The 23,478-nt window shown below is 62.1% G+C and carries 22 protein-coding genes; 4 read left to right on the plus strand and 18 right to left on the minus strand.

What is annotated here, in order from left to right; all coding sequences use genetic code 11:
* Both ACU688_RS08610 and ACU688_RS08615 read left to right on the plus strand, forming a co-directional pair.
* Positions 1-3,066, plus strand: a complete 3,066-nt coding sequence (locus tag ACU688_RS08610) for an efflux RND transporter permease subunit (RefSeq protein WP_448184373.1) — start codon at positions 1-3, stop codon at positions 3,064-3,066.
* A 2-nt stretch (positions 3,067-3,068) separates the two neighbouring features.
* Positions 3,069-3,662, plus strand: a complete 594-nt coding sequence (locus ACU688_RS08615; RefSeq protein WP_448184374.1) for a LysE family translocator — start codon at positions 3,069-3,071, stop codon at positions 3,660-3,662.
* 36 nt (positions 3,663-3,698) lie between these two features.
* On the opposite strand, the gene ACU688_RS08620 is transcribed toward ACU688_RS08615, so the two are convergent.
* From ACU688_RS08620 to plsB, 3 genes are read right to left on the minus strand one after another with little or no spacing between them, the layout of a single operon-like run.
* Complete coding sequence (locus ACU688_RS08620; RefSeq protein ID WP_017738305.1) at positions 3,699-4,388, minus strand: DUF4197 domain-containing protein; 690 nt, start codon at positions 4,386-4,388, stop codon at positions 3,699-3,701.
* A 22-nt stretch (positions 4,389-4,410) separates the two neighbouring features.
* Positions 4,411-4,812, minus strand: a complete 402-nt coding sequence (locus tag ACU688_RS08625; protein WP_124526046.1) for a YbaY family lipoprotein — start codon at positions 4,810-4,812, stop codon at positions 4,411-4,413.
* 51 nt (positions 4,813-4,863) lie between these two features.
* Entirely contained in the window at positions 4,864-7,374 is a 2,511-nt protein-coding gene (plsB, locus tag ACU688_RS08630) for a glycerol-3-phosphate 1-O-acyltransferase PlsB (protein ID WP_448184375.1), read from the minus strand.
* Between the two features lie 182 nt (positions 7,375-7,556).
* Between plsB and ACU688_RS08635 the strand changes: the two genes are divergently transcribed.
* A complete protein-coding gene (locus ACU688_RS08635) occupies positions 7,557-7,766 on the plus strand; it encodes a cold-shock protein (RefSeq protein ID WP_017738302.1) in 210 nt (69 codons plus the stop codon).
* Between the two features lie 161 nt (positions 7,767-7,927).
* Here ACU688_RS08635 and ACU688_RS08640 read toward each other — a convergent pair whose 3' ends face one another.
* From ACU688_RS08640 to ACU688_RS08655, 4 genes are all read right to left on the minus strand, one after another.
* Positions 7,928-8,305 carry a hypothetical protein gene (locus tag ACU688_RS08640; protein WP_124526044.1) on the minus strand — a complete coding sequence of 126 codons (378 nt, stop codon included), beginning with the start codon at positions 8,303-8,305 and terminating at the stop codon, positions 7,928-7,930.
* A gap of 48 nt (positions 8,306-8,353) precedes the next feature.
* The gene (locus ACU688_RS08645) at positions 8,354-9,163 is read right to left on the minus strand and encodes a putative RNA methyltransferase (protein ID WP_448184376.1); all 810 of its coding nucleotides are present in this window, start codon (positions 9,161-9,163) and stop codon (positions 8,354-8,356) included.
* The gene (gene dapE / locus ACU688_RS08650) at positions 9,163-10,314 is read right to left on the minus strand and encodes a succinyl-diaminopimelate desuccinylase (RefSeq protein WP_448184377.1); all 1,152 of its coding nucleotides are present in this window, start codon (positions 10,312-10,314) and stop codon (positions 9,163-9,165) included. Before dapE ends, ACU688_RS08645 begins: the two co-directional genes overlap by 1 nt.
* A 204-nt stretch (positions 10,315-10,518) precedes the next feature.
* Positions 10,519-13,110, minus strand: a complete 2,592-nt coding sequence (locus tag ACU688_RS08655; RefSeq protein ID WP_448184378.1) for a glycosyltransferase — start codon at positions 13,108-13,110, stop codon at positions 10,519-10,521.
* Between the two features lie 217 nt (positions 13,111-13,327).
* On the opposite strand from ACU688_RS08655, the gene tcdA reads away from it, so the two are divergent.
* A complete protein-coding gene (tcdA, locus tag ACU688_RS08660; RefSeq protein WP_448184379.1) occupies positions 13,328-14,137 on the plus strand; it encodes a tRNA cyclic N6-threonylcarbamoyladenosine(37) synthase TcdA in 810 nt (269 codons plus the stop codon).
* Between the two features lie 116 nt (positions 14,138-14,253).
* On the opposite strand, the gene ACU688_RS08665 is transcribed toward tcdA, so the two are convergent.
* The 11 genes from ACU688_RS08665 to ACU688_RS08715 form a co-directional block, all read right to left on the minus strand.
* Positions 14,254-14,667 carry a SufE family protein gene (locus tag ACU688_RS08665; RefSeq protein WP_448184380.1) on the minus strand — a complete coding sequence of 138 codons (414 nt, stop codon included), beginning with the start codon at positions 14,665-14,667 and terminating at the stop codon, positions 14,254-14,256.
* Complete coding sequence (locus ACU688_RS08670; protein ID WP_448184381.1) at positions 14,664-15,869, minus strand: aminotransferase class V-fold PLP-dependent enzyme; 1,206 nt, start codon at positions 15,867-15,869, stop codon at positions 14,664-14,666. Before ACU688_RS08670 ends, ACU688_RS08665 begins: the two co-directional genes overlap by 4 nt.
* 64 nt (positions 15,870-15,933) lie before the next feature.
* Positions 15,934-16,968: a 2,3,4,5-tetrahydropyridine-2,6-dicarboxylate N-succinyltransferase gene (dapD, locus tag ACU688_RS08675; RefSeq protein ID WP_448184382.1), complete on the minus strand. Its 1,035-nt coding sequence runs from the start codon at positions 16,966-16,968 to the stop codon at positions 15,934-15,936.
* Between the two features lie 33 nt (positions 16,969-17,001).
* Positions 17,002-17,364 carry an ArsC family reductase gene (locus ACU688_RS08680; protein WP_038449177.1) on the minus strand — a complete coding sequence of 121 codons (363 nt, stop codon included), beginning with the start codon at positions 17,362-17,364 and terminating at the stop codon, positions 17,002-17,004.
* 50 nt (positions 17,365-17,414) lie between these two features.
* Complete coding sequence (locus tag ACU688_RS08685) at positions 17,415-18,518, minus strand: phage integrase Arm DNA-binding domain-containing protein (protein ID WP_198581408.1); 1,104 nt, start codon at positions 18,516-18,518, stop codon at positions 17,415-17,417.
* Positions 18,499-18,741, minus strand: a complete 243-nt coding sequence (locus tag ACU688_RS08690; protein WP_028619149.1) for an excisionase — start codon at positions 18,739-18,741, stop codon at positions 18,499-18,501. The genes ACU688_RS08685 and ACU688_RS08690 overlap by 20 nt, the downstream gene beginning before the upstream one ends.
* Before the next feature lie 43 nt (positions 18,742-18,784).
* Complete coding sequence (locus ACU688_RS08695; protein WP_448184383.1) at positions 18,785-19,216, minus strand: hypothetical protein; 432 nt, start codon at positions 19,214-19,216, stop codon at positions 18,785-18,787.
* Between the two features lie 317 nt (positions 19,217-19,533).
* Complete coding sequence (locus tag ACU688_RS08700) at positions 19,534-20,214, minus strand: hypothetical protein (protein WP_448184384.1); 681 nt, start codon at positions 20,212-20,214, stop codon at positions 19,534-19,536.
* A gap of 94 nt (positions 20,215-20,308) precedes the next feature.
* Entirely contained in the window at positions 20,309-20,740 is a 432-nt protein-coding gene (locus ACU688_RS08705; RefSeq protein ID WP_448184385.1) for a hypothetical protein, read from the minus strand.
* 10 nt (positions 20,741-20,750) lie between these two features.
* Complete coding sequence (locus ACU688_RS08710; RefSeq protein WP_448184386.1) at positions 20,751-21,278, minus strand: hypothetical protein; 528 nt, start codon at positions 21,276-21,278, stop codon at positions 20,751-20,753.
* 46 nt (positions 21,279-21,324) lie between these two features.
* Positions 21,325-23,409: a DNA cytosine methyltransferase gene (locus tag ACU688_RS08715; RefSeq protein WP_448184387.1), complete on the minus strand. Its 2,085-nt coding sequence runs from the start codon at positions 23,407-23,409 to the stop codon at positions 21,325-21,327.
* Between the last annotated feature and the right edge of the window lie 69 nt (positions 23,410-23,478).

Genomic DNA, 23,478 nt, shown 5'->3' on the forward strand with positions numbered 1-23,478 from the left:
ATGGGTTTCAATCTTTCCGAATGGGCGTTGCGTAATCGCCAGATCGTACTGTTCCTGATGATCCTGCTGGCGGTGGTCGGCACCTTGTCCTACACCAAGCTGGGACAAAGCGAAGACCCGCCGTTCACCTTCAAGGCCATGGTGATCAAGACCAACTGGCCAGGCGCCACGGCCCAGGAAGTCTCGCGCCAGGTCACCGAGCGCATCGAGAAAAAGCTGATGGAGACCGGTGAGTACGAGCGCATCGTGTCCTTCTCGCGCCCCGGTGAATCCCAGGTCACTTTTATGGCCCGCGATTCCATGCACTCGGCGCAGATCCCCGAGCTGTGGTACCAGGTGCGCAAGAAGATCAGCGACATCCGCCAGACCCTGCCACCGGATATCCAGGGGCCGTTTTTCAACGATGAATTCGGCACCACTTTTGGCAATATCTACGCCCTGACTGGCGACGGTTTTGACTACGCCGTGCTCAAGGACTACGCCGACCGCATCCAGATTCAACTGCAACGGGTGCCGGATGTGGGCAAGGTCGAATTACTCGGCCTACAGGACGAGAAGATCTGGATCGAACTGTCCAACCTCAAGCTGGCCACCCTTGGCTTGCCGCTGGCCGCGGTACAGCAGGCCTTGCAGGAGCAGAACGCGGTCTCCACCGCCGGCTTCTTCGAAACCCCGACCGAGCGCGTGCAGCTGCGGGTGTCGGGCAACTTCAAGACGGTGGAGGAGATCCGCAACTTCCCGATCCGCGTCGGTGACCGCACCTTCCGCATCGGCGACGTGGCGGACATCCACCGTGGCTTCAACGACCCACCGGCCCCGCGCATGCGCTACATGGGCGCGGACGCCATCGGCCTGGCCGTGGCCATGCGCGACGGCGGCGACATCCTGGTGCTGGGCAAGGCCCTGGAAGGCGAGTTCGCACGCCTGCAGAAGAATCTTCCGGCAGGTATGGAGCTGCGCAAGGTGTCGGACCAACCGGCCGCGGTGAAAACCAGTGTCGGCGAATTCGTCCAGGTACTGGCCGAAGCCTTGGCCATCGTGTTGCTGGTGAGCTTCTTCTCCCTCGGTGTGCGCACAGGCATGGTGGTGGCCCTGGCGATTCCGCTGGTGCTGGCAATGACCTTTGCCAGCATGTATTACCTCGGCATCGGGCTGCACAAGATCTCCCTCGGTGCACTGGTTCTGGCCTTGGGCTTGTTGGTCGATGACGCGATCATCGCTGTGGAAATGATGGCGATCAAAATGGAACAGGGCTACGACCGGCTCAAGGCCGCGAGTTTCGCCTGGACCAGCACCGCGTTCCCGATGCTCACCGGCACGCTGATCACCGCCGCCGGGTTCCTGCCGATTGCCACCGCGCAATCGAGCACCGGCGAATACACCCGCTCGATCTTCCAAGTGGTGACCATCGCGTTGCTGGCCTCGTGGGTCGCCGCGGTGGTGTTCGTGCCGTACCTGGGGGAAAAGCTCCTGCCAGACCTGGCGAAGATTCACGCAGCTAAACACGGCACCGACGGACCTGATCCCTACGGCACCCCCTTCTACCAGCGTGTCAGACGTTTGGTTGAGTGGTGCGTGCGTCGGCGCAAAACCGTGATCGTCCTGACCTTGCTGCTGTTTATCGGCTCGGTGGCGCTGTTCCGTTTTGTGCCGCAACAGTTCTTCCCGGCCTCCGGTCGCCTGGAGCTGATGGTCGACCTGAAACTGGCCGAAGGCACGTCCCTGAGCAACACCGCCGATCAGGTCAAGCGCCTGGAAGCGCTGCTCAAGGAACACGCCGGCATCGACAACTACGTGGCCTATGTCGGCACCGGCTCGCCGCGCTTCTACCTGCCGTTGGACCAGCAATTACCTGCGGCGAGTTTTGCGCAGTTCGTGGTGTTGGCCAAAACCATCGAAGAGCGCGAAAGCCTGCGCACGTGGCTGATCGAAACCCTGAACGAGCAATTCCCGGAACTGCGCTCGCGGGTTACGCGCCTGGAGAACGGCCCACCCGTGGGTTACCCGGTGCAGTTCCGTGTGACCGGCGAGCACATCGAAGAAGTCCGCGCCCTGGCGCGGAAAGTGGCGGCCAAGGTTCGCGAAAATACCCACGTGGTCAACGTGCACCTGGACTGGGAAGAGCCGAGCAAGATCGTCTACCTCAATATCGACCAGGACCGCGCGCGCGCCCTTGGCGTCAGCACCGCCAACCTGTCGAAGTTCCTGCAAAGCTCGCTCACCGGCTCCAGCGTCAGCCAATACCGGGAGGACAACGAGTTGATCGAGATCCTCCTGCGCGGCACCGTGCATGAACGCACCGAGCTGTCGCTGCTGCCAAGCCTGGCGGTGCCGACCGACAACGGTAAAAGTGTGGCGCTGTCGCAGATCGCCACCCTGGAGTACGGCTTCGAAGAAGGCATCATCTGGCACCGCAACCGCCTGCCAACGGTGACCGTGCGTGCCGATATCTACGGCAAGGAACAACCGGCGACCCTGGTCCAGCAAATCCTGCCGACCCTGGAAGGCGTACGCGCCGAGCTGCCGGACGGTTACTTGCTGGACGTCGGCGGCACGGTGGAAGACTCCGCCCGTGGGCAGAACTCGGTGAAAGCTGGCGTGCCGTTGTTCATCGTGGTGGTGCTGACATTGCTGATGCTGCAACTGCGCAGCTTCTCACGCACGGCAATGGTGTTTCTGACGGCGCCGCTGGGTTTGATCGGTGTGACGTTGTTCCTGCTGGTATTCCGCCAGCCCTTTGGTTTTGTGGCGATGCTCGGCACCATCGCCTTGTCGGGGATGATCATGCGCAACTCGGTGATCCTGGTGGACCAGATCGAACAGGACATCAAGGCGGGCCTGGCGCCGTGGCAGGCGATTATCGAGGCCACCGTCCGACGCTTCCGTCCGATTGTGCTGACAGCCCTGGCGGCGGTGCTGGCGATGATCCCGCTGTCACGCAGCGTGTTCTTTGGGCCGATGGCCGTGGCGATCATGGGCGGGCTGATTGTGGCGACGGCGTTGACCCTATTGTTCCTGCCGGCCCTGTATGCTGCGTGGTTCCGAGTGAGGAAGGACGTCGCGTAATCATGTTGGCCACCGTTTCAGCCCTGATGTTGTTATTGCTTGCCCCGGGCCCGACCAACACGCTGCTGTTTCGCGCAGGTGTGTTGTTCGGCTACCGGGCCTCCTGGAAGCTCGCGCTTATCGAATGCCTGGCCTACCTGCTGCAAGTCTCGGTGTGGGGCGTGGCGCTGCTGTACCTGGCGGCGTTCTCGCCGTGGGCGCTGAAGGCTACGCAACTGGCGGCGGCGTGTTACCTGCTGTATGTCTCGTACAAGCTCTGGCAGCGCAAGAACAGTACCGTCGATTCAGGCGGTGACCGTTTCTCGGGGCCGTATTTCTTCTGGCTGACGGTCATGAACCCCAAGGGCCTGCTGATCGTGTCGTTCATCGCACCCGTCAATGCGTTTGCCACATTGCCCGGTTATGCCGGCTTCATGGCCACGCTGGCGCTGGTGGTGATACCGGTAGGGTCTGCCTGGATCGTGCTGGGCAGTCGTTTCGAAGGGATTCAAAAGGCCTGGCTGACGCCATTGAAGATCAACCGCGCGACGTCGATTGCCATTGGCTGCTTTGCCACGTTGATGGTGGGGCGGTTGGCGGAGTCGGTCCTGCATTAGATCGCTCCCCGTTGCAGGGAGCGATCCGTTCAACGCTTACAGCGCGCCAAACACCTTCTTCGCCAAACTGGTGGCCGCAGCCGCCGGGTTCTTGCGAATGGTCTCTTCCTGCTGCGCAATCATCTTGAACAACCCATCCAGCGCCTGCTCGGTCACGTAGTTCTCGACGTTGGCGCTCTTCGCATCCACCGCGCCAAACGCCGCAGCCTTGCCGGCCAGGGCGTTGTACTGCTGGGCCACGCCGACCTTGTCGGTCGCCGCTTTCACGATCGGCAGGAACTTGGCGCGGATCTGTTCGCGGCTGCTTTTATTCAGGTACTGGGTGGCGGAATCCTGGCCGCCGCTGAGGATGCCCTTGGCGTCGGTCACGCTCATGTTTTTCACGGCGTTGACCAGGATCGGCTGGGCCTGGGTCACGGCGGATTCAGCAGCTTTGTTCATGCTGGTTTCCAGTTGCGTGACCTGGTCACCCATGCCGAACATCTTCAGCTTGTCGGCCACTTTGCCCAACTTGCCAGGCAAGCCGATCTTCACTTCCGGGTTGTTGCTGAAACCACCCGGTACCCCAAGCTGTTTCACGGCGATCTGCGCGCCTTGGGTCAGTGCGTCCTTGAGGCCGCCGGAAGCGTCGCCCTGGGACAGGCTGGAGAGGTCCAGCGCCATGGCGTTGGCCCCCAGCAGCAGGCCGGCACACAGGGCAGTAAAGCGAAGGGAGTTACGGAGCATGGGCGCTTCCTTTTGATCGAGTTCAGTGGGCCACGGCGTCTACGCGCAGGCGCAGCGGTTGTGGATCCTGGCCGTTGAGCTGCACAGAGTGCCGTTCGGTGGTGATAAACATTAGCTTGCCGTCCACTTCGATGCGAGCGCTGACCGAGTAGCTGTGGCCAGGCTTGACCTGGGCCGGGTCGTAGCTCAGGTGAAACGGCAGCGGCACCTGGCCTTTGACCGGGCCTTTCTGTTCGGCGAGGGTCACCGCCGGTGCGTCGGCCAGGGACACGTCTTGCAGGCTCACGCTCAAGGTGGCGGTTGGCGGCAGGGCGATGCGTTGCAGGTAGAACACTTCGCCATCGAGGCTGGCCTTGGGTGCGGGCGTCATGGTTTGGCAGGCTCCGAGCAGGGCGGTGAGGCCCAGGAGGATGATCTTTTTCATGGTGCAGCTCCTTGTCAGCGGCGCCGGAAACAGCCCGGCGCCTTATTCAATCTAGCGGCTTTCTTCGGGTTTGAGAGGCTCGGATTCGACCGGCGTGTCATCCACGCGGTGCAGCGCCACCTGGCGGATCGACAGGCGAATCTCCGCCGGCAACACGCGCTTGGCGGCGCCTTCGGCCAATTCACCGAGCAGGTCGTGGTAACTCAATTTGCCGGCTTCATCGCGGCGCAGCACATCTTGCTCCAGCAACGACTGGATAAAATGTCGGAAAAGGCTCTTGTCGAAGAACTCCGGGGCGTTGAGGCCATGCAGGATCGACAGCCGCTGGGCCATCACCGTGCACAGATCTTCCAGTTCTTCGGCGCTGATGCTGTTCTGGCCGCTGTTGAGCAGCAGCGAGATCGCCATGTAGAAGCGTTGCAGGGTCTGGGCGATGCTCTTGGACAGCAGCGTCAGCAACACAAAGTGCCGCGAGCTGGGCGCCGGGCGCAGGAACACGTTGTTCTCGAAGCGCAGCAGGCCTTGTTCGACAAAGGCGTCCAGCCATTGATCGACCACAGTGTCCAACTCTTCCAGCGACCAACGGATAAACAACTCTGATTGCAAGTACGGGTACAGCGCGTGGGTGTAGCGCAGGATCTGGTCGCGGCTCATGCGCGAGCTGCTCTGGAAGAAACTCGCGAGCAACGCCGGTAACGCGAAGATGTGCAGCACGTTGTTGCGGTAGTAGGTCATCAGGACGGCGTTCTGCTCGTCCAGGTACAGAATCTTGCCGAGGGCGTCGCTCTGTTCCGACAGCAGGTTCATGTCCAAAACGTGCTTGATCAGCGCCAGGCCATCGCCTTCGGGCAAGGTGGTGTGGGGCGAGTAGGGCACGCGGCGCAGCAGCGCCAGGTACAGGTCGAGTTGGCGTGCCATGGCCTGTTCATCCAGGGCCAGACGCGTGGTGGAGAGCAGCGCCAGGGCCACCAGGTTCACCGGGTTTACCGCAGCGGCTTCGTTCAGGTGACGAGCCACCTGTTCGCCGAGGCGGTTCGTGGTTTCGTTGAGCCAGGCCGGTTTGTAGTTCGGGCCCAGCTCCTGGCTGCGCCAGTCCGGTTGTTCAGTGTCGAGGAACTCGGCCAGCTTGATCGGCTCGCCGAAGTTGACCGCGACTTGGCCGAAACGCTGCTTGAGCGCGCCGACCACTTTGAAAATATCGAAGATCGATTCTTTCTTTTTTGTCGCGCCGCGCAGTTCGCCCAGGTAGGTGCGGCCTTCGAGCACGCGCTCATAGCCGATATACACCGGCACGAACACGATGGGCATGCGCGAGGAGCGCAGGAAACTGCGCAGGGTGATCGCCAGCATGCCGGTCTTCGGTTGCAGCATGCGCCCGGTGCGCGAGCGGCCGCCTTCGACGAAGTACTCCACCGGGAAGCCCTTGGTGAACAGGGTGTGCAGGTATTCGTTGAACACCGAGGTGTACAGCGGGTTGCCCTTGAAGGTGCGGCGCATGAAAAACGCACCGCCACGGCGCAGCAGGCTGCCGATCACCGGCATGTTCAGGTTGATGCCCGCCGCGATGTGCGGCGGGGTCAGGCCGTTCTTGAACAGCAGGTAGGAGAGCAGCAGGTAGTCGATATGGCTACGGTGGCACGGCACGTAGATGACCTCGTAGCCCTGGGCAACCTTTTGCACGCCTTCGATGTTATTGACCTTGATGCCATCGTAGATCTTGTTCCAGAACCAGCTCAGCACCACTTCGAGGAAGCGGATCGCGGTGTAGGTGTAGTCCGAGGCGATCTCGTTGCCGTAGCGCAGGGCCTGGGCCTTGGCTTTTTCCGGGCTGATTTTTTCCCGTTCGGCTTCGTCCAGGATGGCCTGGCGCACCAGCGGCATGTTGACCAGGCCTTTGACCAGGTTGCGCCGGTGGGACAGGTCGGGGCCGATCACCGCCGTCTTCAGGTTGCGAAAGTGCACCCGCAGGATCCGTTGGGCCATGCGCACCGTGCGTTCGTGACCTTTATTGTGCTCGATCAATTCACGCAGGTTGATAGGCGCGGAGAATTGCACACGGGTCTTGCGGCCGAGGATCAGGATGCTCAGCAAGCGTCGCAGGCGCCCGGTGACCGCCCAGCTGTCGGCGAACAGCAGCTTCCAAGGGCTGGACTCGCTCTCGGGCGACTGCCCCCAGAACACGCTGACCGGAATGATTTGTGCATTCTCTTCGGCGTGCTCGGTGAGGGTGTTGACCAGGCGGGTCAGGGTCGGCGGTGCACCGCGCTTATCCTGGCGGCCGAGCCAGTCGGGCTCGGGCGTAAGGTAGAAGAATGCCGCCGGTTCCATCAGCGGCCCTACCGCGACCGGCAGCACCGGGCGCGGCAGGCCGGCCTTGGTGCACTCGGCATCGACCACGGCCAATTCGGTGAGGGAGGGCGATTGCAGGACGTAGAACACCGGCCGGCTGCGGTCCAGGTTGAGGGTAAGGGACGACTGGTTGATCGTCTCTGAGCGAACCCAGAGGTACAACAGTCGGCGCAAGGTGCCAAACACCAGACGGCGGAACGGGGAGCGGGTCATAGGCGTGCTGCTTCAAGTGAGAAAAACCGAGCAGACGCTCGGGCGGGTAGTGTGCCGTATTCGCCGAAAATCGGCAAAAAAGCAGCGAAGTAAACTTGAGTTGATGGTTTTTGAACCTGTCTTATACTCGGCAGTTCAATGCGACCGACTCAACAATAAAAAAGCATGTGGGAGTAAGACAAATGGCAACGCGCGAAACCGGCAATGTGAAGTGGTTCAACGATGCAAAGGGTTACGGGTTTATTCAGCGCGATGATGGCAAGGACGTGTTTGTACACTACCGCGCCATTCGCGGTGACGGCCACCGCTCGTTGGCCGAAGGCCAGCAGGTGGAATACGCCGTGGTGACCGGCGAGAAGGGGTTGCAGGCGGAGGATGTGGTGGGTCTCTAAGACCACCGCTGAACCCATGTGGGAGCGGGCTTGTGTGGGAGCTGGCTTGCCTGCGATGCAAGCAGCTCGGTCTGTCAGGCAGACCAGGGTGATGCTATCGCAGGCAAGCCAGCTCCCACACAAGCCCGCTCCCACAGTTGATTGGGTTCACAACTCAGGGCTTATGCAGTTTTCCAGGTGATTTCTTCTTCACCATCCGCGCTGATGCGCATCCAGCGATCGGCGCTTTCCTCACCTTCCTCTTCCACCCACGTCCCCGGCGCGCAACGCACTTCGACGTTCAGCGCAGCAAACGCGGCGCGGGCGCAGGCGATGTCGTCGTCCCACGGGGTCTGGTCGCTTTCCAGGTACAGGCTGTTCCATTTGCCTACAGCCTTGGGCAGCCAGGTGACGGGCACGTTGCCGGCCTTGCACTTGTAGGTCTGGCCTTTCTGGACCCAGTCGGTGCACGGGCCCAGGGCGGCGCCCAGCCAGGCGGCGACGGCTTTGTAGTCGACGTCGGCGTCCTTCAGGTAAATCTCGATATCGGGTTGGCGCATGGATGTTCCTCGTTGCGGGATTCGAAAATCCATTCGCGGAAAAGTCGGTTATTGAAGCACGAAATAGTCGTAGCGCATCGACACGGTGACAGACAGCGGCTCGGCCGCCTCGATCACTTCGCTGCGCCGCTCGGCGCTGGCGCGCCAGCCGTGGGGGGTCATGGCCAGCAGGTTGGCGCGGTCTTGAGGCTCGGCCAGGCTCAGGGTGAACTCCAGGGTTTCACTGTGGGCCAGGCTCATGCCGTCCGGCACCAGGGCCAGGTGCTTGTCATCGGTGTACTCGCGCACTTCGTCGTACAAACGCTCGCGCAGTTCCATCAGGTGGCCGCTGGTCGGGCCAACTTTCATCAAGCCGCCGCCGGGGCTGAGCAGGCGCTTGGCCTCTTCCCAATCCAAGGGGCTGAACACGCTGGCGAGAAACTGGCAGCTGCCTGAGGCCAACGGCACGCGGGCCATGCTGGCGATCAACCAGGTCAGCGCCGGGTTGCGCTTGCACGCGCGCTTGACCGCTTCCTTGGAAATGTCCAGCGCGTAGCCGTCCGCCTGGGGCAAGGCGTCGGCGATTTGCGCGGTGTAGTAACCCTCGCCACAACCGATGTCCACCCAGCGTGCCGGGGCACGTTCGGCGGCCAGTTCGGCCAGGCGCTTGGCCACCGGGGCGTAGTGCCCGGCGTTGAGGAAGTCGCGGCGCGCCTCGACCATGGCCAGGTTATCGCCCGGGTCGCGGCTGTTCTTGTGCTGCACCGGCAACAGGTTCAGGTAACCCTGGCGCGCGCGGTCGAAACGGTGCCCGGCGGGGCACGCGACGCCATTGTCCACCGCGTTGAGCGGGGCGCTGCAAATGGGGCAAGCGAGCATCAGGCGAGCAACTTGATCAGGGTCTGGTAGTAGATTTCGGTCAGCACGTCGAGGTCGCTGGCCAGAATGCGTTCGTTAACCTGGTGGATCGTCGCGTTGACCGGGCCCAGCTCAACCACCTGGGTGCCGAGGGTGGCGATGAAACGCCCATCCGAGGTACCGCCGCTGGTGGACGCCTTGGTCTCGCGACCGGTGATCGCCTTGATGCTGGCCGAGACCGCATCCAGTAACGCGCCCGGTTCGGTGAGGAACGGCAGGCCCGACAGTGCCCATTCCACGTGCCAGTCCAGGTCATGCTTGTCGAGGATCGCCGCGACGCGCTGTTGCAGGCCTTCGACGGTGGACTCGGTGGAGAAGCGGAAGTTGAACACCGCCGTCAGGTCACCGGGGATCACGTTGGTGGCGCCGGTGCCGGAGTTCAGGTTGGAGATCTGGAAGCTGGTTGGCGGGAAGAAGGTGTTGCCGTCGTCCCAATGCTCGGCGGCCAGTTCGGCCAGGGCCGGTGCGGCCAGGTGGATCGGGTTCTTCGCCAGGTGCGGGTAGGCCACGTGGCCTTGCACGCCGCGCACGGTCAGGGTGGCGCCGAGGGAGCCGCGACGGCCGTTCTTGACCACATCGCCCACCAGCGTGGTGCTCGACGGTTCGCCGACGATGCACCAGTCCAGGCGCTCCTTGCGTGCGGCCAGGCGTTCGATCACGGCCTTGGTGCCGTGGTGCGCCGGGCCTTCTTCATCGCTGGTGATCAGGAAGGCGACCGAGCCCTTGTGGTCCGGGTAGTCGGCGACGAAACGCTCGGCCGCCACCAGCATGGCTGCCAGGCTGCCTTTCATGTCCGCCGCGCCACGCCCGCAGAGCATGCCGTTTTCATCGATCAACGCGTCGAACGGGTCGTTCTGCCAGGCCTGCACCGGGCCGGTGGGGACCACGTCGGTGTGACCGGCGAAGCACAGCACCGGGCCTTCGTGCTTGCCGTGGGTGGCCCAGAAATTGTCCACATCTTCGATGCGCATCGGCTCAAGCGCAAAACCGGCGTCGCCCAGGCGCTGCATCATCAGCTTCTGGCAATCGGCGTCGATCGGCGTCACCGAGGGGCGACGGATCAGGTCGATGGCAAGTTGAAGGGTCGGCGAAAGGTCGGCATGGGCCGTCATGGGAAAACTCCGGGAAGCGTGTAATGGGCGCAGGACGTATGAGGACTTTAAACTGGCGCAGATCCAATGTGGGAGCGAGCAAGCCCGCTCCACAAAAGCCCTGTTGCACATAAGGCATTGGCACAGGCCAAGTCTTGCAAAACGGCCGTTATCTTATAGCAAAACGGCGGCCAGAGGCCGCCGTTTAGTGCATTGCGCAAGTTTTTACACAGCGGCCGCAGGCTCCGCCGCTACCGAAGGTTTCGGTAGCGACGACAGGAACGCCATGATCAACGCCGCCACATACGGCAGCGATTGCACCAGCAGCATCACCACCCAGAAGCGAATGTCATTGCTCGGCAGGCCCTGCACCAGGTAGATCCCCAGCGCGGCGCCCCACAGCAGCAGCATGATGAACATTTCTTCGCGAGCTTCGGAAATCGCCACCCAGAAGCCGTGGTTATCGGCGTTTTTCGGTGTGCGAAAGAACGGAATACTGCTGGTGAAGAAGCCATACAACACCGCTTTGGCGATGGTGTGGGACAACGCCAGGCCGGCCAGGGCCGCGCAGAACGCGTCCTTGAGGTTTACGCCCACGGCACGACGGTACAGGAAGACGATCTTGCCCACTTTGAACACGAACAACGCCAACGGCGGGATCGCGAAAATCAGCAGCGGCGGATCAACCCGCGTCGGCACGATAATCATCGCCGCCGACCACAACAGTGCGCCCACGGTGAAGAAGATGTTCATGCCGTCCGCCACCCACGGCAGCCAGCCCGCGAGGAAGTGGTAGCGTTGGCCACGGGTCAGCTCGGTGTCCTTGCCGCGCAACAGGCTGGCGGTGTGGCGCTTGATGATCTGGATCGCGCCGTAGGCCCAGCGGAAACGCTGTTTCTTGAAGTCGATAAAGGTGTCCGGCATCAGGCCCTTGCCGTAGCTGTCGTGGTAATACGCCGCCGACAGACCTTTCTCGAATACCCGTAGGCCCAGTTCGGCGTCTTCACAAATGCACCAGTCGGCCCAGCCGAGTTCTTCGAGCACCGAGCGACGGGTCATGGTCATGGTGCCGTGCTGGATGATCGCGTCACGGTCGTTGCGAGTGACCATGCCGATATGGAAGAAACCCTTGTATTCCGCGTAGCAGAGCTTCTTGAAGGTGCTTTCGTTCTGGTCGCGGTAGTCCTGCGGCGATTGCACCACGGCGATTTTCGGGTCGGCGAAGTGCGGCACCATGTGCTTGAGCCAGTTGGGCGACACGCAGTAGTCCGAGTCGATCACCGCGATCACTTCGGCATCCTTGGCGGTGTGCGGCAGCAGGTAGTTCAACGCGCCACCCTTGAAACCGGCCAGGGGCGCGACGTGGAAGAACTTGAAGCGCGGGCCGAGGGTTTCGCAGTAGTCGCGCACCGGTTCCCAAACGGCTGGGTCTTTGGTGTTGTTGTCGATGATCAGGACTTCGTAGTCCGGGTAGTCGAGGGCCGCGAGGGCGTCGAGGGTCTGTTTGACCATCTCCGGCGGCTCGTTGTAGCACGGCACGTGGATCGACACCTTCGGGCGGTAGTCCGAGTCCCCTTCGACCGGCAGGAATTCACGCCGACGCTTGTGAGTCCACACCGCTTCCGCCAGTTCGTGGGCTTCGGTCAGCAACACGATAAACACGCCGAGGGCGCCGAGCGCCAAGAGAATGCCCACGGTGACACTGAACCAGGTGCTGTATTGCTGGCTGTAGTCGTAGCCGATCCACACCAGCACCGAACCGCAGAGAAACGCGATAAAGGTCAGGAAGGTGCGACCACGCTGGCGCAGGGCCGAGCCGTCGATCATCAGCAGGGTCAGCGACAGCAGGGCGAGCACCACCGAACCGATGGCGAGCACGCGCCATTGCGGGATCGCGACGACCGGCCCTTCAAAATTGAATTTCTGCTGGCGCGCGGCGTTGAACACGCCCCAGTAGGCACCGGCCGAGCCTTCATCGCTGACTTTCCACGGCTGGTCGAAGGCTTCGATCACGAAGTAGTTGTAGCCCTGGCGATTGAGTTTATTCACCAGTGTGCGTAGGTAAATCGCCTGGTCGGCCGGCGACGTTTCATTGCCACCGCGCATGCGGCCGTTGCTCGGCCAGCCAACCTCCGACAGCAGCAGCGGCTTTTTCGGGAACAGTTTCTTCAGGTCCTTGGCGCGGTCGAGTACGTACTGGCCGGCCTTGTCCATCGGAATGTATTCCCAGAACGGCAAGATGTGCGCGGCGATCAGGTCGACGTGCTTGGCCAGTTGCGGGTTCTTTTCCCAGATGTCCCATTGCTCGGAGGTCGTGACCGGCACTTTGACGGCGGCGCGCACCCGATCCAGCAGCACAATCAGCGCTTCTGGGGTGATGTCCTTACGGAATACCGCTTCGTTACCCACCACAACACGCACCACACTGCGTGAGTTGTTGGCGATTTCGATAGCGCGCTGGATTTCCCGCTCGTTGCGTTCCAGGTCCGGGCTGATCCAGATCCCCAGGGTCACGCGCAGGCCGAACTCTTCGGCCAGCTTGGGGATGTCGCCCAGGGTGCCGTCGACCGAGTAGGTACGGATGTTGTCCGTCAGCTTGCTCATGATCGCCAGGTCCTGGCGCATCTGGTCGTCGGTCGGGAACTGGTTCTTCTGCGGGTACTGGCCTTGCTGGAACGGCGAGTAGGAAAAACCGGAGATCTGTTCAGGCCAGTTGGGGGTGGTGACCGGGCGGTTGATCAGCGCCCAGAAGCCGGTGAACAGTGCGGCGATTGCCAGCACGATCACCAAGTTGAGTCCAAATTTACGCGATGCCATGGCTATTTCGGGTTCCAAAGGGTGTGGAACGAAAAGAGGTGTCGGCCTGCGCCGAACGGCGCGCATCCTACACCGGCGCTTCCCTGAGCGTACAGCAAGCAGAGAAAAGCCGGACGTTAGTCAGCGAAAGCCCATCTAAGTTCTTAACTTGTAACTTGTAGCTTAAAACTTGCCGCTGCGTAGCCCATAATGCGCGCCGGTTTTTGGGGTAATGGTCATGAGTACAGAAGATCCACGGTTTGCAGGCGTCGCCCGCTTGTATGGCATTGAAGGCCTGGAACGCTTGAAAGCGGCCCATGTGGCGATCGTCGGCGTCGGCGGCGTGGGCTCCTGGGCGGCGGAAGCCATCGCGCGTTGCGGGGTGGGCGAGATTTCGCTGTTTGACCTGGATGACGTGTGCGTCAGCAACAGCAACCGCCAGCTGCATGCGCTGGACAGCACCGTGGGCAAACCCAAGGTCGAGGTCATGGCCGAGCGCCTGCGTGGCATCAACCCGGATTGCACGGTGCATGCGGTGGCGGACTTCGTCACCCGCGACACCATGGCCGAGTACATCACGCCAAACATTGATTGCGTGATTGACTGCATCGACGCCGTCAACGCCAAGGCCGCGCTGATTGCCTGGTGCAAGCGTCGCAAGATCCAGATCATCACCACCGGCGGCGCCGGTGGGCAGATCGACCCGACGTTGATCCAGGTGTGCGACCTGAACCGGACGTTCAACGATCCGCTGGCGTCCAAAGTGCGTTCAACCCTGCGCCGCGATTATGGGTTCTCGCGCACTGTGACCCGTCACTACAGCGTGCCGTGTGTGTTTTCTACCGAGCAACTGCGTTATCCCAAGCCGGACGGCAGCATTTGCTTGCAGAAGAGTTTCGTCGGCGATGGGGTGAAGCTGGACTGCGCCGGTGGGTTTGGTGCGGTGATGATGGTCACGGCCAGCTTTGGCATGGTGGCGGCGACCAAGGCGGTGGACAAGATTGTGGCTGGGGTGCGCCGGCCTTCGGAGCGGGTCAAGCCCGCCTAGGTTCCAGAGCCTTGCACAATTCAAAATGTGGGAGCGGGCTTGCTCGCGAATGCGGTGGCTCAGTCAATCATGCATCGACTGACACGGCGCTTTCGCGAGCAAGCCCGCTCCCACATTTAGTTTTGTGTATGGCTCAACGCTCGCATGCGCTGCAAGACTGCATTCAAGCCATTGCTGCGCGACGGTGACAGTTGACGGGAAAGCCCCAATTGATTGAACCAGTCGGGCAAGTCCACGGCCTGCAACTCGGCAGCCGACAACCCATTCACCCGCACCAGCAACAACGCCACCAACCCCCGAATCAACCGCGCATCGCTGCTCGCAGCAAACTGCCATTGCCCATCCTGCAAACGCCCCACCAACCACACCAGGCTTTCACAGCCCTGTACCAGGTTGGCCTCCACCTTATCTTCAGCGGCCAGGGCAGGCATGCGCTCACCCCATTGCATCAGCATCCGCGCGCGCTGCTCCCAGCTGCCGACAGCCTGGAACGCTTCAAGCGCTGTCACTGCATCAGCGGGCAAGCTCATCGCAACATATCCAGCGCCTGATCCAGCGCCTCAAAAAAGCGCTCCAGGTCGTCGGAATCGTTATACAGGGCCAGCGAAACACGGATCGCCCCCGACAAATGCATGGCCTTGAGCAGCGGCATCGCACAGTGATGACCGGCGCGTACGGCAATGCCTTGCTCGGTGAGCAGGTGCGCAAGGTCGGCATTGTGCACGCCCTCGACCACAAAACTGACCAACGCTACTTGAGGCGTGCCCAACACGCGCACGCCATTGCGCGCATTGAGCCCGCGCAGCAAGTAGTCATGCAGCGCCGCTTCATGGGCGATCACCGCTTGCTGATCCAGCGAATTCAGGTAATCCAGGCTGGCGCCCAGCCCGATCACGCTGGCAATCGGCGGCGTGCCGGCTTCGAAACCCAGCGGCGCCGGGCGAAAGCTGGCGCTGTGGTAGTCGGCCTGCTGCACCATCTCGCCGCCGAACTGCCAGTGGCGCAGGTGATGCAGGGCTTCGTTGCGACCAAACAGTACGCCGACACCGTCCGGGCCGTAGAGCTTGTGGCTGGAAAATACGTAGAAGTCGCAGCCCAGGGCCTGTACGTCGTGACGGCCATGAACGATGCCTTGGGCGCCGTCGATGACCGTCACAGCACCGTGCGGCTGGGCCAGGGCAAGCAACGCTTCCAGCGGCTGCCATGCCCCGAGCACGTTGGACAACTGGCTCACGGCCAGCAGGCGTGTGCGCGGGCCGATCAGCGCGGCGGCGGCGGCGAGGTCGATCACGCCGTCAACGCCAAGGGGCAATATCACCAGTTCCAGGGCGCGGCGTTTGGCCAGTTGCTGCCAGGGCAGCAGGTTGGCGTGGTGTTCCAGGGCGCTGATGACAATCTCATCGCCCGCATTGAATAGATGCTCCAGGCCATAAGCCAAGAGGTTCAGCGCTGAGGTAGCGCCGTGGGTGAACACGATCTGCCCGCTGTCACCTGCGTTCAACCACTGCGCGACCTTGCTGCGGCTGTCTTCGAACGCCTGGGTCGCATGGGCGCCCGGCAAATGTTGGGCACGGTGCACATTGGCTGCGCCATTGGCGTAGTAATGGCTGATGGCATCCAACAGGGCCTGGGGTTTTTGCGTGGTGGCGGCGTTGTCCAGGTAGGTCTGGTCTTGCCGTTGCAGGGTGGCGATGGCCGGGAAATCGGCGCGCCAGGGAGAGGGCACTAGCATGGTGTTCAAGACTCGTATAAGCGAGCCCCAGGAGCGGGGCCCGCTAGTGGCATCGAGTGGCTGCTTAGTTGTGAGCGTGCAGCGCTTCGTTCAGTTCGATGGCCGATTTGTGGGTTTTGCACTCCACGGCACCGGTCTCGGAGTTGCGGCGGAACAGCAGGTCCGGCTGGCCGGCCAGGTCGCGCGCCTTGACCACTTTGACCAGTTGGTTCTGCTCGTCCAGCAGCGCGACCTTGGTCCCGGCGGTGACGTACAGGCCCGACTCCACGGTGTTGCGGTCGCCCAACGGGATACCGATACCGGCGTTGGCGCCGATCAGGCAGCCTTCGCCGACCTTGATCACGATGTTGCCGCCGCCCGACAGGGTGCCCATGGTGGAGCAACCGCCGCCCAGGTCCGAGCCCTTGCCAACGAACACGCCAGCCGACACGCGGCCTTCGATCATGCCCGGGCCTTCGGTGCCGGCGTTGAAGTTGACGAAACCTTCGTGCATCACGGTGGTGCCTTCGCCCACGTAGGCGCCCAGGCGCAGACGCGCGGCGTCGGCGATACGCACGCCGGCCGGGACCACGTAGTCGGTCATTTTCGGGAACTTGTCCACCGAGAACACTTCCAGCAGCTCGCCACGCAGGCGCGCTTCCAGCTGGCGTTCGGCCAGTTCGCTGATGTCGATGGCGCCCTGGCTGGTCCACGCGACGTTTGGCAGTTGCGGGAACACACCGGCCAGGCTCAGGCCGTGGGGCTTGACCAGGCGGTGGGACAGCAGGTGCAGCTTGAGGTAGGCCTCGGGCGTGGAGGTCAGCGCGGCGTCTTCGGCCAGCAGCGTGGCGACCAGCGGGGTGTGGCTTTCAGCCAGGCGGCTGAGCAGGGCGGCCTGGGTGGCATCGACGCCTTTGAGCGCGTCGGCCAGTTGCAGGGCCTGGGTGACGGTGAAGGTGATTGCCTGGTTGCCTTCGGTGTAGCCGAGGATCGGCGCGATGGCTGCGACGATGTCAGCCGAAGGGTTGAGCAACGGTTGTGCGTAAAACACTTCCAGCCAAGCACCTTGGCGGTTCTGAGTGCCGACGCCGAAGCCCAGGCTGAACAGGGAATTGGACATGCTGTTACCTCTACAAAAATGGAAAGGGCTGGCCTACTTGAGGGCCGCCGAATAACTATCTGGCTTGAAGCCAATCAGGGTTCTGTCACCGAGATCCAGCACCGGGCGCTTGATCATCGAAGGTTGTGCGAGCATCAATTCAATGGCTTTCGACTGATCGAGATCGGCTTTGCGTTCGTCTTCGAGTTTGCGAAAGGTGGTGCCCGCACGGTTCAAAACCACCTGCCAACCGTGCTCGTTGCACCATTGGGTCAAGTGTTCACGGTCGATACCGGCCGTTTTGTAGTCGTGGAACTCATAGCTGACGCCGTGCTCATCGAGCCAGGTGCGCGCCTTTTTCATGGTGTCGCAGGCTTTGATGCCGTAAAGCTGTAAGTGCTTGATTTCATTGGGCATAAATTCTTCCCCAAAACTTCCCCAATATCGCCCTAAAATTCAGCCGTCGATTATGCCACGTCGATCCACTCAGCGCCTCGGCTGTCTCGGTACAGGTCGGTCATAGTGGCCGAACGGTGACCAAGCAGTTTCTGGGCGTCTCGGCCTTCGAGCTCGTGAAGGCGAGCGGCGAGGGAGCGCTGTTCGTGAAAGGATGGTGGCTGACGGCCAAAAGTTATCCCAAGCTTCACGCCGGCTTTGTCGCGCGCCTCAGCAAAAGCAGAGCTCAGCGTGTCCAGCACTACCGCCTGGCCAGCCTTTGCCCGACCTGAAGCTTGTGCATGGTGCACCAGGTGTTGTGACAGAACGCGGTCGCGGCATTGCTTTATTACTGTGGACAGGTCCAGGCCGACCGAATCGAGGCGAAGCGCGGTGCTGATCCGAAGCCTGGCCCCGGTCTTGGACTGAACGACATGCAGGAAGCCGTCGTGCACGTCCTTGAAAAGCATTGATGCAATATCGTCACGCCGCTGGCCGGTGAGCACCGCCAGTTCCATTGCCCTGCGAAGCCAGGGTTTCGTGGCTTCCTCGTAGATTGCCTTCCACAGTTCCAGCGTCAGCCGTTCGCGCTTGATGTTCACCCGCGCCGCCTTGGTCACCTCGACCGGGTTTGCGTCTGCCCACCCCCGCGCCTGCGCCTCGGCGAACACGTCTCGCAACAGCGAACGCATTGCCCTGGCCATCTGCGCCTTTCCCTCTTTTGCCATGCCTGTCAGGTAATCGGCCACATCCATCGTTGTTATGTCCTTAATCCCCTTCGAACCGAATACTGCCGTCAGGCGGTTTAACCTCATGCCCACGTTTTTATTGCTGCTGGCTGACAGCTTGCGCTCGGCGAACAGCTCGCGGTATTCGTCCAGCCATTCCGAGAACAATTTGCCAGGGGCTGGCGCCGGGGTGCTGATGCGCTCTGCGAGCGTTGGCTTGATGGCGTCTGCGTGGTTGGCGGCGACGGCCTCACGGATCGCCGCCTCCTTATCCTTGCCCAGGCCGAACACGCGACCACTGACTGGGTCGCGGTAGGTGTAATAAGTGACGCCGTTGCGGGCGTCGGTCTTGCGGTAGAGATTGGGCGGAAGATCCTTCGACCCGGTGTTACGCGGCCTGGGCGCCATTGCGTGCTCTCTCTATTCTGCTGATCAGGCTGCCGCCGACAATCCGCACGGGCTGCTGATCCGGTTCTTGGTAGTGGGCGTCGGACTCTACATAGTAGTTGCGCCCGTGCTTGACCGGTACTGGCGCGATTCGGCCCTCTCGGGCCCATTTGCGCAGTGTGTTGGGGCTCGGCGGCGTCTTGAACTCGGCCGCCGCCCATTCATCCAGGGTGACTTTTGCCATGATGATGCTCCGCGCCGCGCTGTGCGGCAGAAAGTTGGAGGGGTTATTCGTCGTCGGAGTCAGGATCTTCATCATCGCCATGGCTGACGCTGATGGGCAGTTTGCCGAGTCGATCCATTGCCAGGACGAGCCCGATGCGCAAGCCCTTGGCCATATCTTTTGTCAGAACGATGTCGACTGGATCATCGATGCCCAGGGAAAGGGTCGTGCCTTCTTTGGAGTTGTCGGTAATGATCTGCAGTTGATCGGTCTGCCGTTTATGCCATGCAAGCAGCGCTTCGATCATCTCGCCGACATCCTGTGGGGCGCCTACTGAGCCATCCAGCGCGCCTTTGACGAGGTTCTCCAGCTCCAATTTTTCATCTTCGGCGCGCTCGAGCTGGTCGTCAGCGGCGAATGGCCCGCCCACCATCGACCAGCTGCTGGCGAATACCTGGGCTTGTTCCATGATGGCTTTAACAGTTTTCTCAGACATGCGAATACCTCGCCCGCCGCTTACCGGCAGGCATGTAGGGGGTTTGGGGTTAGGCGCGGTGTCCGCGTTTGCAAAACCAGTCGAGCGCAATGCAAATCAGCGGGTTTTTGTACCAGTCGTCCAGCTCTCGGCGCTCATTCCGATCTCGGTAGAAAGTGGGGCCGAGGTAGTTATGCCAGGCCATGAAGACGCACGTACCGTCGCCGAGACGTAAGCGGAAGAATGGAGATAGGCATATAAACCCATGCTCAATCCGAACGCATGTCATGGCCTTGGCCCCTTGTAGATGAACACGTAGGCGAACCAGAGGGTGGCGATCATGGCGTCACCGGCTTGAACGAAACCGCCCAGACCCACGGGTTGGCGGCCCATGCGTGCGGTCCATTGATGGAATTCCACAAGTCGCCAAATGCTTCTTTGGCGGTGGGCCATGGCGTGAAGAGGTTTCCAGGGCCTTCTCGACTCACCCACGTATCGCTACCGTCGCGCATCAGGCGCACGCCCTCGGCGATCGCCTGCGTTTCGCTGATGTCCTGCAACCGCTCGACGCGCACGTCGGTGATCTCCAGCAGGATGCGGCTGGCCCAGCGCGGCATATGGATTGATGGTTTCCAGATTGGCTGATCAGCTTCGTACGGGGTCAGCCCGTCGGCGGCGTAGACCATCGTCCCGTCATCGATTGCTTCGCTGACGTTCAGGTCATCCGGCTTGAGGTAGGGGCCGCGCATCACTTCGAAGTGATCGCAGTACCAGGTCTCACGCACCCACAGCCGATCGCCGGGCTTTCCGTAGGGGCAGAAGTTGATTGCCGGCCAGTAGCCGTCGTCGCACTCCACCAGGGGATAGCCCGCGACTACATCTGCCTGGCCGCGTGGCTCGTCGAAGCGGTTTGTCAGCTTGTGGCTGATTGCCCGGTGCGTGACCGTCTTCCGGCCTTCCAGGGTGGCGCGCACCATCGGCGCCGAGAACAGGATCGGCCGCTCCTTTACTTGAGACATGACTTCGTCCTTGCCGCTATAGCGGCTGACTTTGAGTTAATAAAAAGTGAGGGAGAGGGCCGAGAATTAAGATTTTCTCGGCGGCGTTAAGATTTTATGGGGAGGGCGCACTAATCAGAGCCAGAACGCGGCGCTTGCACTCTTCGTAGCCCTTGGTCCAGTCGTCGCCGATTTGATCGTCTGGGACCGGGTTGGCGACGAACTCGCGCACCGTTACCGGCGCGGGCTGCTCGGCCATGGCCGATATTTCACCGATAGCTAGGGTCGCAATCTCAAAGGGCTTTTCGTATATAGCTGACGCCTTGACCACCTCATTGAGGGCGTAAACGGCGTACGCCAGCCGCGCTTCCAGTTCACGAACCCGCTTCGTTCGCCGGGAAACCGCAGCACTGAGATCATCAATGGTTTGATCCGCCGTATTCAGGCTCAGCTGCAGGCCGTCACGCTCCCTGACCGCGATCGCGTGCTTGCCGCGCCAGTGCAGCACTGCGTCCAGTTCTTCAACCGATTGAATTACCTTGCTCATGCTTAGAACCTCAATTGTCTGTGCCGGTGTAGGTTCGCCATGGCACCTTCACGCCGTTGACCAGAAATCCCCAGTCACCACGCCACTTGCTGGTGATGAACAGGGTGTAGACGCCGGCGGGCGACACATCATCGATTCGGTGGTACTCGCCGTGCCGAAGGCTCGCGGTATCGCCAGGCTCTCGCCAGTAATCGATGTCGGTGTGTCCTCCGGATTTCCATGTATGCCGACGCTGCTCCCTGTACCAGCCGCGCAGGATGATCGTGCGGGCATCCCACGGGTGATCGTGCAGGTCCCGGTCTTCATCGGGCCGCATGATGTGGTGCACACGGAACGACCACGGGCACCACCACAGCGCGGGCTTGTGGGTATCGCGGGAGTAGGGGTTGAACAGCCACCAGCGGCCCATGTAGCGGGTCTTGCCGTCTGCGGACATGATGTGCAGATACGGTGTGCGCTGGGCGCGGGCGATGAGCCAGGCGGCAACCGCCGGGCGCGCAAGAAGTTTGGCGATCAGGCGCCAGAACAAGTTGATCACGGGGAGTCCTTGCCGGGCCATGCCCGGGCGGTGGAGTGGGGGGGGGTTATGCGGCGCGTGCTTGGCGTTCTTCTGCGCGCCATGGATCGTTGGCGCGGGCGAGTGCTGCCATCGGCGGCGGACTGACGCTGTTGCCGCACATGTGCACCTGCTGGGTGATGGTGAAAGGCTTGCCGTCGGCGCCGTGGGTGATGATGTAACTGGCTGGGAAGCCCTGGGCCTTGTACAGCTCGGCAGGCTTGAGCATCCGCAGGCAGATATCGACGATCACATAAGGCGTGCCCTTGACCATCACGGTGACCAGGGCGAGGCGGTCTTTGGTCGTAATGGTGGGTGCTGGTGCATCGCAGGCACTGACGTTCTCGGTGCCGTAGTAGCTGATCAGGAAGGCGGCAACGCGCAGGGCGCCCGCTTCGTGTTCCGGCGAGAGGGTGAGCGACACCAGCGAACTCTTGCCGCCGCCACCGGCGGTGATGGTCGGCGCCGGATCATCCAGGCCCTGGCCAACGCTGCCGCCGAATGCCCGCTCCATGAACGCACTGACCAACCCGTGGTGCTGGCCGCCGGCGCTGATGGTGTGCAGTGGGTCGTTGGCGTCCCGTGCATCACAGTTGCCACGCATGTGCACCAGGTGCGCCGTCGCCAGTTGCTGCTGGCTGCCGGTGTTGGTCACCGTCGTCATCGGGTCGCGGATGTCCTTGGCGTGCACGGTGTTGAACCCGCCGTTGGCCTGGATCATCACAGCGGTGCTGATAGACTGTCCGCCGCCGCTGGCAGTGACGGTGCCGACCGGACCGCAGATGTCGTTCACCCCGTGGGAGCGGCGCTTGGTAGCGCCAGAGCCTTCGCCGTGGCCGGCCTGGACTATGCAGGCTGATGCAACCGCGCGGTGGCTTCGGGTCATGAGCGTCCCCATTGGCTGATCTGCCGATACCGGGTGCCCGGCGTACACCGGCCCGCCGGCCCCAACCATCACCGGACTGATCAACGTCAGCTCACCACGATTCGCACAGGTTACCGTCGGCAGTGGTTCGAGCGGGTCGTTGATCCGGTCGCTGCCCTGGTGCGTTGCCGGTGCAATCACCGGACTGACCACCGAGAAGGCGCCGCCCTTGGGGTAGGAGGTGATCGTGCGAAGCGGCTCCCCGGCGGACTGCACCGACTCACCCGACCAGTTCGCAATCGGGACAATGAACGGCGCCGGGCTGTCTATGACGAATTTCTTCATGCCCTTGGCAACCCGGCGTAAGGTGGCGTCGGCTAGGTCTTTCTTACGGCCGAAGATGCTTTTGCCAAGGTCAGTGAAATCGATGCCGTCAGCGGCGGTCTTCCACTTCTGCTGGCCCTTGACCGGGCTCTTCGCGTGGGTTGGCTCAGGCCACACCACCGGCCGGCCATCGCACCGGGCGATCATGAACAGGCGTTCCCGGCTGGTCGGGGCGCCGAAGTCGCACGCCTTGATCACCTTCCACTCGACGACATAGCCCATGCCTTCCAGCAGGGCCACGAAGCGGCGCCAGGTGCGGCCGCGCTGTTTCGGGTCAGGCACCAGGAACTGGTTCGACACCGGCACTTGCTCGCCCGGAGCGGCCACACGGTTGGTGGTTTTCCCTTTCTTGGTTGGGTGCGGCACCAGGTCCAGGGTCACCACCCGGCCGGTGTCCTTGTCGCGCTTGGCGATCAAGCGGCCCCACTGCTGGATCTGCTTCACGTTCTCCAGGCTGATCACCCGTGGGCGCTTCATGCCGGCCCACTTGAGGCCGATCCACGACAGGTTGCGGATCTCGTGCTTGCGCGGCTGGCCGCCGGCTGCCTGGGAGTGGTGTGTGCAATCCGGCGACATGTGGAACCAGCCCACGGCCTTGCCGCCGCACTCTGTGTCAGGGTCACCCTCGAACACGTCGGTGGTGAAGTGCTGCGCGCCGGGATGATTCATTGTGTGCATGCTGATCGCTTGCGGGCTGTGGTTCTTCGCCACGTTCACCGTGCGGCCCAGGCCCATCTCCAGGCCGGTGCCGGCGCCGCCGCCACCACAGAAGAAGTCGACAACGATCTCATCGTCCTGAGGGTTGAAGCCGAGTCCGTATTGGGTTTTGAAATCGAAGGGGTGTTTCTTCTGTTGTGCGGACATAGGGGATCCTCGCCGGCTGGCGTGATTCGGTGGGAATGGGGTCTGGTACCAGATATATTGCCGCCGAGA

The sequence above is a fragment of the Pseudomonas acericola (SeqCode) genome (assembly GCF_053456465.1).

What these genes read in the sequence shown, in the direction of transcription:
- ACU688_RS08610 (WP_448184373.1), top strand. Translation starts at nt 1, where the DNA reads ATGGGTTTCAATCTTTCCGAATGGGCGTTGCGTAATCGCCAGATCGTA.
- ACU688_RS08615 (WP_448184374.1), top strand. Translation starts at nt 3,069, where the DNA reads ATGTTGGCCACCGTTTCAGCCCTGATGTTGTTATTGCTTGCCCCGGGC.
- ACU688_RS08620 (WP_017738305.1), bottom strand. Translation starts at nt 4,388, where the DNA reads ATGCTCCGTAACTCCCTTCGCTTTACTGCCCTGTGTGCCGGCCTGCTG.
- ACU688_RS08625 (WP_124526046.1), bottom strand. Translation starts at nt 4,812, where the DNA reads ATGAAAAAGATCATCCTCCTGGGCCTCACCGCCCTGCTCGGAGCCTGC.
- plsB (WP_448184375.1), bottom strand. Translation starts at nt 7,374, where the DNA reads ATGACCCGCTCCCCGTTCCGCCGTCTGGTGTTTGGCACCTTGCGCCGA.
- ACU688_RS08635 (WP_017738302.1), top strand. Translation starts at nt 7,557, where the DNA reads ATGGCAACGCGCGAAACCGGCAATGTGAAGTGGTTCAACGATGCAAAG.
- ACU688_RS08640 (WP_124526044.1), bottom strand. Translation starts at nt 8,305, where the DNA reads ATGCGCCAACCCGATATCGAGATTTACCTGAAGGACGCCGACGTCGAC.
- ACU688_RS08645 (WP_448184376.1), bottom strand. Translation starts at nt 9,163, where the DNA reads ATGCTCGCTTGCCCCATTTGCAGCGCCCCGCTCAACGCGGTGGACAAT.
- dapE (WP_448184377.1), bottom strand. Translation starts at nt 10,314, where the DNA reads ATGACGGCCCATGCCGACCTTTCGCCGACCCTTCAACTTGCCATCGAC.
- ACU688_RS08655 (WP_448184378.1), bottom strand. Translation starts at nt 13,110, where the DNA reads ATGGCATCGCGTAAATTTGGACTCAACTTGGTGATCGTGCTGGCAATC.
- tcdA (WP_448184379.1), top strand. Translation starts at nt 13,328, where the DNA reads ATGAGTACAGAAGATCCACGGTTTGCAGGCGTCGCCCGCTTGTATGGC.
- ACU688_RS08665 (WP_448184380.1), bottom strand. Translation starts at nt 14,667, where the DNA reads ATGAGCTTGCCCGCTGATGCAGTGACAGCGCTTGAAGCGTTCCAGGCT.
- ACU688_RS08670 (WP_448184381.1), bottom strand. Translation starts at nt 15,869, where the DNA reads ATGCTAGTGCCCTCTCCCTGGCGCGCCGATTTCCCGGCCATCGCCACC.
- dapD (WP_448184382.1), bottom strand. Translation starts at nt 16,968, where the DNA reads ATGTCCAATTCCCTGTTCAGCCTGGGCTTCGGCGTCGGCACTCAGAAC.
- ACU688_RS08680 (WP_038449177.1), bottom strand. Translation starts at nt 17,364, where the DNA reads ATGCCCAATGAAATCAAGCACTTACAGCTTTACGGCATCAAAGCCTGC.
- ACU688_RS08685 (WP_198581408.1), bottom strand. Translation starts at nt 18,518, where the DNA reads ATGGCGCCCAGGCCGCGTAACACCGGGTCGAAGGATCTTCCGCCCAAT.
- ACU688_RS08690 (WP_028619149.1), bottom strand. Translation starts at nt 18,741, where the DNA reads ATGGCAAAAGTCACCCTGGATGAATGGGCGGCGGCCGAGTTCAAGACG.
- ACU688_RS08695 (WP_448184383.1), bottom strand. Translation starts at nt 19,216, where the DNA reads ATGTCTGAGAAAACTGTTAAAGCCATCATGGAACAAGCCCAGGTATTC.
- ACU688_RS08700 (WP_448184384.1), bottom strand. Translation starts at nt 20,214, where the DNA reads ATGTCTCAAGTAAAGGAGCGGCCGATCCTGTTCTCGGCGCCGATGGTG.
- ACU688_RS08705 (WP_448184385.1), bottom strand. Translation starts at nt 20,740, where the DNA reads ATGAGCAAGGTAATTCAATCGGTTGAAGAACTGGACGCAGTGCTGCAC.
- ACU688_RS08715 (WP_448184387.1), bottom strand. Translation starts at nt 23,409, where the DNA reads ATGTCCGCACAACAGAAGAAACACCCCTTCGATTTCAAAACCCAATAC.